This is a genomic window from Variovorax sp. 10L426 (assembly GCF_056395305.1).
Window position 1 is genome coordinate 214,799 of the sequence record NZ_JBFTJF010000002.1, and the last position, 14,756, is coordinate 229,554.

General features: G+C 62.6%; 8 protein-coding genes and 2 pseudogenes. 5 read left to right on the forward strand and 5 right to left on the reverse strand.

Annotation, left to right across the window (positions count from 1 at the left end; genetic code table 11):
* From AC1DHL_RS03690 to AC1DHL_RS03705, 4 genes are read left to right on the forward strand one after another with little or no spacing between them, the layout of a single operon-like run.
* Window positions 1-1,356 (forward strand): ABC transporter substrate-binding protein, encoded by a 1,356-nt coding sequence (locus tag AC1DHL_RS03690; RefSeq protein WP_478160684.1) that lies wholly within the window; start codon window positions 1-3, stop codon window positions 1,354-1,356.
* Window positions 1,357-1,366: 10 nt separating this feature from the next.
* Window positions 1,367-2,275 (forward strand): carbohydrate ABC transporter permease, encoded by a 909-nt coding sequence (locus AC1DHL_RS03695; RefSeq protein WP_478100224.1) that lies wholly within the window; start codon window positions 1,367-1,369, stop codon window positions 2,273-2,275.
* On the forward strand, window positions 2,262-3,173 hold the full coding sequence (locus AC1DHL_RS03700; RefSeq protein ID WP_478100226.1) for a carbohydrate ABC transporter permease: 912 nt from the start codon (window positions 2,262-2,264) through the stop codon (window positions 3,171-3,173). The genes AC1DHL_RS03695 and AC1DHL_RS03700 overlap by 14 nt, the downstream gene beginning before the upstream one ends.
* 46 nt (window positions 3,174-3,219) lie before the next feature.
* Window positions 3,220-4,287: an ABC transporter ATP-binding protein gene (locus AC1DHL_RS03705; RefSeq protein ID WP_478100227.1), complete on the forward strand. Its 1,068-nt coding sequence runs from the start codon at window positions 3,220-3,222 to the stop codon at window positions 4,285-4,287.
* A gap of 102 nt (window positions 4,288-4,389) precedes the next feature.
* Here AC1DHL_RS03705 and AC1DHL_RS03710 read toward each other — a convergent pair.
* Window positions 4,390-4,839: pseudogene (locus AC1DHL_RS03710) on the reverse strand (ABC transporter substrate-binding protein); the annotation flags it as partial.
* 90 nt (window positions 4,840-4,929) lie between these two features.
* Window positions 4,930-5,136, reverse strand: a pseudogene (locus AC1DHL_RS03715) (FHA domain-containing protein); the annotation flags it as partial.
* Between the two features lie 897 nt (window positions 5,137-6,033).
* On the opposite strand from AC1DHL_RS03715, the gene AC1DHL_RS03720 reads away from it, so the two are divergent.
* On the forward strand, window positions 6,034-9,816 hold the full coding sequence (locus AC1DHL_RS03720) for an AAA family ATPase (protein ID WP_478160686.1): 3,783 nt from the start codon (window positions 6,034-6,036) through the stop codon (window positions 9,814-9,816).
* On the opposite strand, the gene AC1DHL_RS03725 is transcribed toward AC1DHL_RS03720, so the two are convergent.
* From AC1DHL_RS03725 to AC1DHL_RS03735, 3 genes are read right to left on the reverse strand one after another with little or no spacing between them, the layout of a single operon-like run.
* Window positions 9,804-11,024, reverse strand: coding sequence for an ABC1 kinase family protein (locus tag AC1DHL_RS03725; protein WP_478160688.1), 1,221 nt, complete (start codon window positions 11,022-11,024; stop codon window positions 9,804-9,806). The genes AC1DHL_RS03720 and AC1DHL_RS03725 overlap by 13 nt on opposite strands.
* A 26-nt stretch (window positions 11,025-11,050) precedes the next feature.
* On the reverse strand, window positions 11,051-11,791 hold the full coding sequence (locus AC1DHL_RS03730; protein WP_478160690.1) for a hypothetical protein: 741 nt from the start codon (window positions 11,789-11,791) through the stop codon (window positions 11,051-11,053).
* Complete coding sequence (locus AC1DHL_RS03735; protein WP_478100235.1) at window positions 11,788-14,697, reverse strand: FAD-dependent oxidoreductase; 2,910 nt, start codon at window positions 14,695-14,697, stop codon at window positions 11,788-11,790. Before AC1DHL_RS03735 ends, AC1DHL_RS03730 begins: the two co-directional genes overlap by 4 nt.
* Between the last annotated feature and the right edge of the window lie 59 nt (window positions 14,698-14,756).

Consider the following 14,756-nt stretch of genomic DNA (forward strand, 5'->3'; position numbering starts at 1 on the left):
ATGACCCAGGAATTCTCCGCTCACGATCGTCATCGCCGCGCTTTGCTCCACGCAGGGGCCGCACTCGGCGCGTCGACATTGCTTCCAGGCCTCGCGGCTGCGCAGGCCGGCGCCAGGAAGTACGCCGGCGTGACGCTCAATGTCTCGACCTTCAGTGCCGCCTATCCCAAGCTGCTCCAGCAGTGGCTGCCCGAGTTCGAGGCGCTCACGGGCGCCAAGGTGAACTTCGACGCACCTTCCTTTCCGGTCTACAACCAGCGCGCCGACCTGGAGCTGTCGACCAAGGGCTCGGCCTATGACGTGGTCAACGTCACCTTCATCTACTCCAGCCGCTGGATCAACTCGGGCTGGCTCACCCCGCTCGACGACTTCATCAGGAATCCCAATCTCACGCCGGCAGACTGGGACATCAACGACTTCCTGCCCGGCGCGCGCGCGCCGGAAACGGGCAAGGACGGCAAGCTCTATGGCGTGCCCTGGACGGCCGAAGCGCTGTTGACGGCATCGTCCCGCTTCGACCTCGTGGAGAAAGCCGGACTGGCCTTTCCGGAAACCACCGACGATCTCGTGAAGGTGCTGCGCGCCGTCAACAAGAAGGAACGCGTTGCCGGCTTCGTCGCCGACAACCACTATGGATGGACCTTCGTGCCCTACCTGCACGCCTTCGGCGGCGACGTGTTCCGGAAGGCGCCCGACGATTTGTTTCCCACGCTGGACACCCCCGAGGCGATCGCGGCCGGCGAGTACTACGCCAACCTGCTGAAGGAGTTCGGGCCGGACGGCGCCATCACCTACCAGCCGGACCAAGTCACGCAGGCGCTCAAGCTGGGCCGGGTGAACTTCACCGATGCCGGGCAGTTGCACCTGGCGCAGTTGGGCGACCCGGCCACGAGCAAGACGATCAAGACCGTCAAGTTCGGTCTGCTGCCCAAGGGACCGGCCGGACGCTTTCCCGGCACTGCGGTGCATGGGCTGGGCATCCCTGCAGGGTCGAAGCAGAAGGAAGCGGCCTGGGCCTTTATCCAATGGGCATTGAGCAAGCAGATCACTTCGCGCGCGGTGGCGGCAGGCTACGGTTCGCCGGCGCGGCGCTCCGACATCGACTCCGCGGAGTTCCGGAAGAAGCAGATCATCAACGGAAGCAATCTCGCGCAGCTGTCGCTCGATTCGATCGAGCTGGCGGCGAAAACCGGCCACATGAAGTACCGCACCGTCTCGGTCTACCCGCAGGTCGACCAGCAGCTGAACAAGGCGATCGAGCTGATCGCCAGCGGCCAGCTCACGGCCAAGCAGGCCTTCCAGCAGGCACAGGCCAATTCGATCGCCGAGCTCAAGCGCGCCGGCGCGAAGCTCTGAGGACTTGGGTGTGGCGCATGCACTTCCTGCAGGCAGCTGGCAGACGGAGCGGCGCCGCGCCTTCCTGCTCGGCCTTTCGCCTTCGCTCATCGTCCTGCTGCTGATCACGCTGGTTCCGGCCGCCGCCTTGGTGGTGGCGAGCTTCACGCCCCTGCAGCTCACCGATCCTTCGGCCACCTTCCGCTTCGACGACCCGCTGGTCAATTACCGCCAGTTGCTGCATGACGATCGCTTCCTCGCATCCGTCGCGGTGCAGCTGAAGCTCTCCGCGTCCAGCGTGGCGCTGCAGTTGGGGGTCGGGCTCGGCTTGGCGCTGCTGCTGAACGGAAAGTCCCGAGTGCTCGAGGGCGCCAGGACGGTGTTCCTGATCCCGATGGTGCTGCCGCCGATCGTCGTTGCCCTGATCTGGAAGATCATGTACACGCCCGACGTCAGTCCAATCCATCGCACGCTCGAAGCGATCGGCTGGCCGGTGCGTTCGCTGATCGCCAACCCCGACACCGCCCTGTGGGCGATCTCGCTTGCGGACACGTGGCAATGGTTTCCCTTCACCATGCTGATGGTGCTGGCGTCGTTGCAGATGATTCCGGACGAGCCGCTCGAAGCCGCGACGCTGGAGGGCGCCAGTCGCTGGCAGCTGTTCCGGTACATCGTGCTGCCCTACATCCGCCCCGTGCTCGTCGTGTGCGGACTATTCCGGCTCATCGACAGCTTCAAGGCCTTTCCGCTGATCTACGTGCTGACCAATGGCGGGCCCGGGTCGGTGACCGAAGTCACCAACTACTACGGGTTCATCCAGGCGTTCAACTTTTCCTATTGGGGCTATGCCAGCGCGATCGCGACCGTCATGCTGGTGGGTGTCTTCGTTTTGAGCTGGCTGGTCGGAAAGCTGGGATGGAGCGAGCATGACAAGCGCTAGCCGTGCATGGGGTATCGACATCGACGAACGGGAGCCCAGCGGCCGCGAAGACGTCTCGGCGACCCGCCTTCGAGCGCCCGCCCGGCGTCGATCATGGCTCTCGCGGCATGGGCGCGCGCTCACCGTCGCGCTGCTTCTGCTCGTCGTCCTGTCCCCCTTCCTCTGGCTTGTGCAACTCGCCTTCCGGCCAGCGGCCGAAATCTTCGAAGACAGCCTGCTGTTCGTTCCGACGCTGGACGGCTTCATCAGCCTGCTGCAAGGCAATTTCCTCAAGTCGTTCGGCAACAGCCTGCTCGTGAGCACGCTCTCCACCGTCTTCTCGATGCTGATCGGCGTGCCCGCGGCCTACGCCCTCACACGCTGGGAGTTCAGGGGGCGCAACCGCGTTGCGCTATGGATCCTGGTGACGCGCATGGCACCGCCCATCGCCTTCACGATTCCCTTCTTTCTCGCCTATCAGTACCTCGGGCTGCAGGACACGGCGATCGGTCTCGCCATCGTCTACCTGACCTTCAACCTGGCGATCGTCATCTGGCTGATGCAGACCTTCTTCGAGGCGGTGCCGGCATCGCTCGAAGAGGCGGCATGGATCGACGGCTGCGGCGTCTGGCAGGCGTTCTGGCGCGTGTCCCTGCCGCTCACCGCGCCAGGTCTCGCGGCCACCGCGGTGCTGTGTTTCATCTTCTCGTGGAACGACTTCTTCTACGCGCTGATCCTGACCAGGACCAACGCCATCACGGCGCCGGTGGCGATCGTCAATTTCCTGCAGTACGAAGGATGGGAGTGGACCAAGATCGCCGCCAGCGGAACGCTTGTGATGCTCCCCGTCGTGGTGTTCACGGTACTCGTTCGAAAGTACCTGGTGCGCGGTCTCACGGCCGGCGGCATCAAGGACTGACCGTTCCCCCTCCTCCTCCATTCTTCCTCGACTCCTCGATACCTCCATGGCCTCCATCACCATCCGCCACCTCACCAAGAATTTCGCGGCGACGCCCGTCATCCGCGGGATCGACGTCGAGATCCGGGACAGCGAATTCGTCGCACTGGTCGGGCCGTCCGGCTGCGGGAAATCCACCCTGCTTCGCATGATCGCGGGCCTGGAAAGCGTCGACACGGGCGAGATCTTTCTGGGGGAACGGTGCATCAACGACGTCGCCCCGCGCGACCGCGATGTCGCCATGGTGTTCCAGAACTACGCGCTCTACCCGCACATGACGGTCGGCCAGAACCTGGGCTTCGGTCTGAAGATCCATGGGCTCAGGCCTGACGACATCGCACGCCGTGTGCAGCAGGCGGCCGACACCTTGGGCCTCGGCGACCTCCTGCAACGGCGCCCGCGCCAGCTCTCGGGCGGCCAGCGCCAGCGCGTCGCCATGGGGCGCGCCATCGTGCGGCAGCCTCAGGCATTTCTGTTCGACGAACCGCTGTCGAACCTCGATGCCAAGCTGCGCGTGCAGATGCGAACCGAGATCAAGGCGCTGCACCAACGCCTGGGCACCACTACGGTCTACGTGACCCACGACCAGGTGGAGGCGATGACCATGGCCGACCGCATCGTCGTGCTCAAGGACGGACGGGTCGAACAGGTCGGCGCGCCGCTCGAACTCTACGACCGGCCCCGCAATGCCTTCGTGGCGGGCTTCATCGGCTCGCCGGCCATGAACTTCATCCCTGGACACCTGCAACTCGACGGCGCCCCATTCGTATTGACGGACGACGGCTTGCGCCTGCCACTGGCAACGGTGACGCACGGGTCGCACGGCGATCGCGTGCTCTATGGCGCGCGCCCGGAGCACTTCACGATCGATCCGGGCAGTGGGCTGTCCGCCGAGGTGATCGTCGTCGAGCCGACCGGCGCAGAAACACAGGTCGCGCTGCGCTTGTCCGGCCAGACCGTCATGACAGCATTCCGCGACCGCATCAACGCGCGACCGGGTGACCACCTGGGATTCTCGCCGGTGGCGGCCAAGGCGCATCTTTTCGACGCCGCCGGCGGCCAGCGGCTGAACTGAGGGCACTCAGTTGTACAGAGACGGCAGCGGCGCTTCGTCCTTGCCCTTGGCCGCGGGTTCGCCCAGCGCGAGCATGAGCCGATTGGCCCAGTTGAAGAATGCGGCTTGGCTGATGGATGGGCTCCAGACGTAGTCGCCGCCCTTGGTGAAATCGGGGTGCGAGTTGGTGAAGCCCAACTGCACCAGGCCTGCGCGCTGGTAGATCGGCGAGGCGGCCATCGATGCCGGACTGGAGAAGTCGCCGAGCTCGATCTGGATGCGCTTGTCATTCACAAATTTCTGCGCCAGGCCGACGGCCTGCCGCGGGTCGCTTTGGCTGTCCTCGAACACGTAGGTCAGCGGGCGGCCGTGGATGCCGCCGGTGGCGTTCACGTCCTCCAGCGCGAGATCGAAACCGGCCTTCCACTGGGCGCCGTACTGCGCGTTCTGCCCGGTCAGCGGGCCGCTGACGCCGAACCACACGGGGTCGCCGGCAGCCGGTGCGGCGGATGCGACGATCGGTGCCAATAGAAACGCGGCTGCGAGGTGGAGAAAGGCTTGACGGTGCAACATGCGGAGCGCTCCAGGACAACGGAAGACCGCGATTCTTCGACGGTCCTGTAACGTTGGGAACGAAGAAAACGGGCGCACCGACACGTCCTCGCCGTTGACGAGCGTGCCGTTGGTGCTGTGGAGGTCGTGAAGGGTGACGAAATTTCCGTGCCGCCTGAGGATTGCGTGGACCTTGCTGACGGTGCCCGCCGCAAGCACGAGATGATTGGTCGGGCCGCGCCCGATCCTGAACTCCCCTTCGAGTAGCCGGATCATGCGCCGCACGACGGCATTCCTCGTCACGATCAGCGTCGGCATCGCTCGGACCCTCCTTGCGCATCGATGGTAATGCTGCAGAGCCGCAATTCACGTGCCAGTCACGTGACGAGAGCAGTGAGATCAACTGATACAGGCCGCGCGTTGGCGTTTCCAGGCGTCTTCATGCTGATGGCGCCTCCGCGAATGCCGGGTGAGCGAGGGGTGGCGTGAGACTTGGTACGGCACGGGTCGTCGCCTAAAAAAGCCGCAGGCGCTTGTCGCCAACACAAGCCAACCAATAGGCCCCGTCTTGAATCCCTGCTATTTCGCAAAAGCTCTGCCCGTGAAGAACGCTGCGCGCTGATCGGCGTTGACCGAGCGTGATGGCTCCGTCACCGGAAATGTTTCGTTGGCAGGCCGTTGGCCGGCAGCGCCTGAGCTCGACGCCGGATTGAGTCGACCCTCAACCTTCAATCCAAGAAGTGATTCATGGTCAACGCACGTTGGCGCCGTATGCTCTCCTCGGCCGTGCTCGGAGCCGCTGTCTTCGGCGCCCGGCATAGCCGAGGGCCGAGAAGACGAGTTCCGTTCCATTGCGAGTCGTGAAGTGGCGTGAATTCATTGCATGCCAAGTAGAAATGTCGCAAAGTCTGCGCCCCCCACGAGGTCGATCAGGGCTGAGCCGCGGGGGACGCCAAGCTGCCGTAGCCCGCCTTGGAATTGTGTGCGACAACTGGCATTGTTGATCCAGCGTTCCTGCGGCCCCACAATAACCTGCAGTTCGAGCCATGGGCCGCTCGACGAACTGCGAGGCCGTGCTGACGACCGTGCCGGCCCAAGCTCCAGGGTGCTGCCACTATGAGTGAGTTGGATGTTGCACACGCGTTCGCACCAATGCGCCTGCTCGGGCTGGTGCCGGTCGATGGGTCCCCAGTCCTGGTGCCAGGCGCTGTGCTCTTGGCCGATCTGGCCGACTTCACCGGATTGACCGAAGCGCTCGCTGCGAGCGCTGGTGCCGACGGGGGGGAACTGGTCAGTCGCGACCTTAACCATGCACTCGGACCGGCGGTCGATGCGGTCATGTCCGAGGGCGGCGAAGTTGCCAAGTTCGCTGGCGATGGCTTGCTCTGCATCTTTCTCGGAGGTGACGCCGCCGTGGAAGCGGCATCGAGGGCCTCGCATGCGATCGCCCAATGCGCCGTCCGTGGACCTGACGGCAAGAACCATGGCTTTCGCAGCGCGATCGCGCACGGCTCCATCAAGCTTGCGCGCATAGGAGGTCACCGCGAACGATACGAGTTGGTCGCGGGCGGCGATGCGGTCGAGCATGTCTATCGCCTCGTCGAAACGGCCGTTGCCGGCATGCCTGGCAGCATCGCGCGGCTCTCCTCGTCCGGTTTGAAGGTTCCACTCCATGACACCGCGGATGCAGATCCCTCCTCGTACCTTCCGGCATACGTCCGCGCACGGCTCCCTGAAGGTTTGACGGACTGGATGAGGGAGTTCCGCACCCTCACGATCGCTTTCGTCGGCGCAGACCTCGCCGCTGGTCAGAGGTCGTTGCAGGACGTGGCGTTGGCAATCCAGACTGCTGCCGATGGCCAGGGGGGACAACTTGTACGCTTCAGCCTGGAGGCCCAACGCCTCGTTGCCGAGATTGCGTTCGGACTGGTGGTGGGCGTAGCCGCTACCGGCCCCCCCGAGGCTTTGCAGTTTGCGGCGCTCGTAGTGCGCGACATCGCGGGCGCGCGTGCCGGCATTTCGACGGGAAGGGTGTTTCTGGGCCCGATAGGATCAGAGTCGCGGCGGCAACTGACCTCGTTGGGTACGGCTGTCAATTTCGCGGCGCGATTGATGCAGCATGCAGCTTCGGGAGAAGTGCTGGCCGATGACACGACGTGGGCGGCAGCAAGCGGGAGCGTCCAGGGCTCGCATGCCCAGGCGACATTGAAGGGGATCGGCGATCGCGCCTTCTGGCGACTGGAGATCGCCCATCTCGGAGTTTCGATAGAGAAGGAGGAGTTTTTCGGCCGCGACAAGGAAGTCGGGGTCGTCCGCGAAGCACTCGCGATGGGGGGACGAAAAGCTTGTCCCATCGTCATTCAGGGTGAAGCAGGCATCGGCAAGAGTCGATTTGCCAGATGGCTTTCCAGTGAACTGCGGATGCGTGGGAGCTTTACGTGGACTGCAATCGCCACGCCGGTCGGGCGAGACACGCCCTACTCTGCCCTTGCCTCCGTCATCGAAGATCTTTGCGGACTTCAGCCGGGAATGGACGCTGCACACAGGCTGAGCATCGTCGCCCGGCAATTGCTCGGCAGTTCAGATCGGGCGCCGTTGCTGGGCGACGCCTTGCGTCTGGCGCTACCCGACACGGCATCCACGGAGGCGCTCATCGGTGGGGTCCGAGCCGACAACATCCGCGAGGCGCTGTCGATGCTCTTCGCTGATCGAGCTGATCGCGACGCGACCGCGCTGATCGTCGACGATGCACACTGGCTGGACTCCTCGAGTTGGGCATTGCTTCAGCGCTTGGCCTCGGAAGTAGACACGCTCCGTATTGTCATCGTCGCGCGTCCCATGGTCGGCATGGAGCCGACGTCGCTGCAGACCATCCGCGCTCGCAATGCGCTCATCATTCATCTGGAGCCGCTGTTGCCGCAGGACATTACCGCCCTGTTGACGAGCCGGATGGAATCCTGCGATGTGCCTGCGACAGTCGCCGAGTGGGTTATCGAGCGGGCCAAGGGCAACCCATTCTTCGCGCAAGAGCTTGCTGCCATGCTCATCGCCCTCGGCAAGGTCGAAATCCGGGCGGGCGCTATCGCGCGGACGCCAAACGCCTCCGAACTCAGCGACCTGCCGCTGGCAACAACGATTGAAAGCACGATCGAGCAGCGAATCGACAGCCTCAGAGTGGACGACGCCGCTGCACTCAAAGTTGCAAGCGTCATTGGGCCGACATTCTCGATCGAGGAACTGAGCAATCTTGCTTCGCGGTCCGGTTCGGAGATCGCGGCGACGGTAGAGCGACTGGTCGCGTCCGACATGACTTTGCCGGTCGGACCGGAGACATTCGCCTTCCGACATCGGTATACCCAGGAAGCGGCATATCGCATGCTGACCGGTGACAAGCGCCGCCTCCTGCATCGACGGATGGGCCAGGCAATCGAGAGTCGCCTTGCCCAGCGCGCTGAAGAGTGTGCCGGTGAACTTGCTCACCATTGGTTCGCTGCGCAGGAGTGGCCCAAAGCCCTGCATTGGCTGGAGTTCGCTGGCATGCAAGCGTTGCGCACGGGCGCGGATCAGGAGGCCGTCACTCATTTCCGTCGGGCGTTGTCCATCGGCAAGGATCAGCCCAGAGGACGGCTGGCGGCTTGGCACCGTCAACTCGGTCGCGCGCTCCTTGGGCTGGGGCAGGTGGAAGGCGTCGCCGTCGAAGCTCGAAAAGCGTTCGAACTCCTCATCCGGCCATTGCCGAATAGCCCGACAGGCTGGATTGGCCTGACTGCCATCTCGGCATTCGATCGACTCTCCGCACCCCTGTCCAGCCGCGTCGCGACTCTCGCGTCCCATCTGGGAACGCGACAGATTCCAGATGAGGAATTGATCGAAGGCGCCCGCGCGGCCGGCCTGCTGGCGGAATCGGCCTACTTCGTCAACGCCCCCGAGATGATGCTTGGGAGCGCCTTGCTCGCGGTGAATCTGGCGGAGCGGGCGTCCAGCGCGGCCCCGGTGTCAGTAGCCTTCGGCATGCTCGGCGTCGTAGCCGGAATGGCGCGGCTGCACGGGATCGCACTTCGCTACCTCCGCCGAGCCTGCGCCCTCTCGGAAGATGCAGGAGATCCCCTCCAACAAGGCGTCGCATGGTTCTACACCGGCATGTACTTCGGCTGCATCGGCGATTGGGATGCGTCGCTCGAGGCCGAACAAAGGGCTCTGTCCTTTACCGAAGAACTGGGTGCCCATGCGCAAAGCGGCTTCCAACTCACAATCATCGCCACAAACGCGCTCTACACGAGCGAATACGCCAAAACGCGTGCGTGGATGAAGATCGTTTGGGAACACGCAGAACGCTCGGTCAATGTTCAACAGCAAGGCTGGACGCACAATGTGCTGTCGGTCGCGGACCTTCATCAGGCGCACTACGGAGAAGCCCTCTTGCGATCGGAGCGTGCGCGACAGATTTTCCTCGTGGAGCGCGACCGCATCTCGCTGATAATTTCCGAAGGAGTGCAGTGCGTCGCACTGTGCAGACTGGGCCGCATGGCAGAAGCTATCGTGGGCGCTGACCGAGCCAGCGAAGTCATTGCCGGTGCCAGGCCAACAACCTGGGGGCAACTCGAAGGTTTTGCCGGACCGTGTGAAGTCTATGCGACTGCGTTGGCACATGGCCTTCTGACGAAGGCGGAGGCCCAGCGGCGTGCGCGAGCGGCGATGGTGGGCCTACGCCTGTTCGCCATTGTTTTTCCCTTTGGCCAGGCTCGCTATCACTGGATCTGCGCGCTCTTCAACATCGCATCGGGAAGAATTGCCTCAGCCAGACGCCGGTTGCGGCGCTCGATTGTTCTGGCACAGCGATTCCGCATGACCTACGAGGAAATGCACGGCATTGAGCTATTGGCGGGCTTGGTTTCCGCCGACGAGCAATCCAGGCTGCTGGATCAAACGCACGCGCTCAAGGGACTCGTCGAGGAGACCGCCGTGCGAGCGACCCACGCTCAACATCAGCCGGCCTGACAACGAACCCGGGCGCATATGCGCTCGAATAGACGATAGAGGCCGTAGAGCGTGCGGTTGACAAGCACGAACTCGGGACGAATGCCTGAAAGCGCGCGGTCCTCCAGCATGCGAACGAAGCGTTTGCGGCCTTCTGCGACAAACTCGGGTCGCTCACCGAAATCAAAGCGTTCCGTCAGGAGCGGAACCGCCAGCCATTCGCGAAATGGCAGCAAGGATGAGCGATCGACATGCCACGCTTCATCGGTCGACAAGTCCGCGAACAGGCCCATATCGAGGTAAACCGCATGGGCGGCCTCATCGTCGCGAGTTGCAGCGGCACGCCAGATACGCACGATCATGTCCTGGCAATCGTCGGGAATCCACCGAGTGCAACCGAAGTCGATCAGCCCGACCTGGCCTTCGGGCCCGAAGAGGATGTTTCCCGGATTCGGATCGGCATGTATTCGGCCGAGCACGTGTACGGATTGCATGAAAACATCGTGCAAGCGCTGTGCTGCAAAGTCCCTTGCGCTCTGCCCCGGCTGTTTCACCAGCCATGCGTCCAAGTGAAGGCCGGGCAGCCTTGCCATCGTGACCACGCGCGAACTCGACAACGATGGAAAGACCTTCGCAACGGTGACGCCTTCGATCGAAAGGCGCGCATCGAACCACTCCAATGCCTGAGCTTCCTGGACATAGTCGCATTCCTCTTGCAGTCGTGACCCGACCTCCACCAGCAGATGCTCATAGTGCGCACGGTGTGGCAGCATCCCTGCGGCGCGGCGAAGCAGGCGCATGTCGGCGCGCACAACCTCCGACATGCCCGGGTACTGGACCTTCACGGCCACCTCCTGGCCATCGAGCGTCGTGGCTGCGTGCACTTGGCCGAGGCTGGCACAGGCGAATGGCGTTGGGGTGAAGTCGGAGAACAGCTTCTCGACGCGGCCGAGATCCGCACGTATCGTATCGAGCACGAATGCCGGCCCCATGACGGGAGCCTGGAGGGAATGGCTCGCCACGTCGAAGTCCGGACTCACATCGCTTTCCAGGCTCAGGAACTGGGCGACCTTGTGCGCGGCACCGCGCAACTCGAGCAAGGCCGCCATCACCGCGTGGCTGGGCCGCGATCCCCCGCTCGCGTCGGCGCGCGAGGGACCGAAGCGCTCGAGGACGCTTTCGGTTCCCGCTTCGAGCGCGGCGCGCCCGAGGCGAAGGCCGCGGGCCATCTCGGTAATCTGAGGCGCGTGCGCGTTCACGTCCGTTGCGCTGGTGAGGGATGAAAGGTGCGCAACACCTCGAGCAGGCTGAGCGGATCCGCAAATCGCCCTGCCCGCTCGGGTTTCAGGAGAATGTCGAGGACGGGCCTGATGAACTGCTCCTGCTGTTGGGCGTAGAGGCAATGTAGGTGCACCAGCAGGCCCGCGTGTCCGAAGTCGGCCCGTCGTATCAGGAGCGCGTCGAGCAGGTAGCCAATGGCGTCGACCAGTTTCAACGTGTGGGCGTACATGAGGGAGCGGTCCGCTTCCCAGTAGTTGATAAGCGCCAGCGCCAGCGCAACGAGTGCGTCAGCCAGTTCCACGCGAACGTCCTCGTAGCGGACATTGGGCGGAAAGCTGAGATTGGAGTGGTTCGCATCGAGCCAGACGATAAAGTAGTTGTCGGCAACCGAATCGCGCAAGGTGCGCAGTTGCGGCAAATGGAGCAAGCCCATGGCCCTGAGCGCCGCGATCCAGGCCCGACTGAAGTCCCGGTAGTCTTCCAAGTTACGCAAGGTCGGAAGCATGAAGCCCGTGAAGGCACCATGCAGGCCGGGATCCAATGGCACGTCGGGAACCTCTGATGAAAACCACTCCTCTCCCAGCGCTTCGCGGCTAGGGTAGAGGTGATAGAGGGTCTTGACGTCGATATTCAGCTTGGTCGCGACCGACCCGAACGAGGCCAGGTAACCCAATTCGTTGAAGGCGCCGACGACACGGGTGTGCAAGGGATTCATGGTTGCCTTTCGAAGATTGCCCCGACGATCGGGAAATCGACCTTGCACCCCAATGCCTGGAGGACGTCCCGTGCCGCTTCCAGGCCGGACGTGATCGCGGCTTCGATCGAGCCACAGGAGAGCGCGGAGCGGGTCCAGTCGCCGGCAAGCCAGAGGTTTTCGACATCAGTTTCGTATACGTAGAGTCGTGCTTTTTGCGTCTCAACGTCGGCGCAGACATAACGCGCGCTTTCCTTGTCGTTCACAATTAAAAATGGCGCATGGGCCCGGATGCCGTCTTGGAGCATGCTTTGGTTTTGCTCGAGCCACTTGTCGAGCTCGACGTTAGATTTGCCCCATTGACGAGCCACATCGTCATCGACGTCGCCGCACGCATATATCGGAGGATGGCGGTAGGTATCCGCGGACTCACTACCCCCGTTGTCGGCGCCCTCCTTGAGATGATCCATCGAAGCCGTGCACGGAAGCGTTCCTTTGAGCGCAGAGATGATCGCGTGCTCGAAGCGTGGATCGCCATTCGTCCAGTTCTGCAGGCCAATAGTGGCACGGCTGTGGATATCTTCGAGCTTTTCGGCGAGATCAGCCGGAAGCCCAGGGACGCTCCCCTGAAACGGAGGTATCGCGAGCACACACGCGTCAAAGGGACGGATGTGCATTTCGTTGACCTTGTCGTATTGGAGATCGACGCGCCATCCACGGCGCCTATCGGTTGCGTCTGCCGGCCAGATGCCGAAATTCGCGTCAGTCTTGCAGTTCTTCGTCTGCAGGAGCGTCACGAATTTGAGGCACTTGCTTTCGATGGTGACACCGGTCACTTCGGTGCCCAACAGTATTTCGACGCTGCTGTCTCGAAGACTCTCATAGATCGGACCGATGATTGCCTCGCCGGTTCCTCCAAGCATTCGCTGGTACGGCGCCAGTTCATAAGTGAGCACAAGGCGAGCCAATCCATTGATGAAGGTGCCCGCCGCGATCTGGTCCGGCGTGGTGAATAGTCCTGCAGTGACTGCGGCCAGGATCCGACTCCGACCTGAGAATCCTTCAGCCACGCCATACCGTATCAGCCAAGCATCGATCGACCTCGCATCCTGGAGTTGAAGGGCCCGAATCCAGCAACCATAGAGCTCTCCGGGGAGGTTACGCGGGTCATCGACAGCCCAGCGTGGAAAGAGCTGCACCTCGTCGAGTCCAATGGCAATCGTCGTGGCGAGCTCCACCACCTCGCTGGCCAGGCGAATCTTTGGGTTTTCGTCATCGGCGGGTAGCGCAAATCGAGCAAACCATCGAAACAAGCGCGCCATCGGCGCCACGTCGCTTTCGAGAGGAGGAGACGAAACGAAGCTCTTTTCAGTTTCCGGATGAATGGGGTCGTCGAGCATTTCGAGTCGGTAACCCAAGGTCAGCTCGGCCCAGAAAAGGCGCGATAGTAGCCAGTTGAGCATCATCGCCACCAGTTGCCATGTGACGATCGGAATGAAAGGCGGCGCCTCCAGCAGGGAAATTTGTCGCGCGATGAGCGTGAACGTTCTCAACAGCGGTCGCGGTCGATTCGTCGAAAGTTCAAATGCTGCCGCTTCTTTTTTGGCCTTCTCACTAAAGCTTGACTCACGCTTGGTGTTTAGCACCAGCCATTCCTTGAGCGTGGCTGGATTGCGGCAGTCACATTTCTTCCAAGGTTCGAACGGCAGTTCCCATGGCCTCGCAGGATTGCCCGCTTTCTCGTACGGAACCCGCATGTTCGAAAGGTCCTGGAGCGTGTCTGCGGCACCAACTGACTCCAGAATCGCAGGCAGGTTGGCATAGAAACCCATGGCCACATGAAGGCCGTGCTCTTCGATTCGGTACTTCTCGTTGTCGGTGCGCCGTCCGCTAGCCGCCTTCCCGCCCAAGCGACAATCTTTTTCGACGAGCGCTACTTTCACCTTCAGGCCACTACCTGAAGTCCAGGCCGGCTTTCCGGACTGCAAGATTGGATTGGAAAGAAGCCACGCACACGCCAGCCCTGCAGGACCACCCCCAAGCACGGCCACGCTGGCCTCGTTGCTCTGGGGGGAAATCTTCTTTTCCCATTTTGGCGGCTCGGGGCACTTCAAGATTGGCGGCTGGGCTCCTGCCGCCTCGAAGAAGCCGGTTGCCCATAACCAAAGCTCGGCCACGAAGGCCGCCGAAAGGATGGCGGCGTAGTCGTCCTTGACTGGGCGCAGTACGGCAGCTCGCTTCTGCAGTCGAAGTTGTGTACCAGATGCATCGCCGCTAAGTTCGATCCATCCCGTGTCCTCTACCAAAGTCAGCATGTCCGGACCGTGGACGGCTGACACGAAAACATAGCTGTAGCGGCGATGGCCGCTTCCATCCGGCGCATCGCTGCCCTCGGCGGTAATTTCTATCGTCTCCTCCGTCTTCAGCCCGGTGACGAGGGGTTTTCCGAGATCGGTGCACTTTGTCAGGCGACCTCGCCAGAGTGAACCTTCGCTACAAAGATCGTCGAAGTGCAGTTTGGTGATCTGGGGCGTTGCCTCGCCCCAGCGCCTCGGAAAATCCGCAATCTCCAGTGCCTTTGCGAAAGGAAGTGGAGAGGTCATCCACGACGTGATGGCCTCCACGGTCCGTGGCACCAACGGCTTTCCGGGGTCTGTCTTCGCCACCGGCGTGTCACCCGAATCTCCGCAAACTCTGAGCGCCGGGGGGAGCATGTTTTCGAGTTCAAGCCACTGCTTGATTTCCGGAAGCATAGGGTAGGAACCCGCATCACTTGCGGCCCACTTGGAAACTTCCAGGAAGTTGCGCACCTCCTTTTCGCGGGTTTGTCTTGCTCGCGACCAACCCAGCAGAAGCGCCATGGCCTGGGCTTCCAGCGGAGCACCGAGCTTCGCGAGGTATTGCGCGCGGTCGAAGTCGTCTTGCATCGTTCCACCCCCCACAGTTGTAGGCGAATGCTCGCCGTACTGCCCGTGCGCGTCAACTG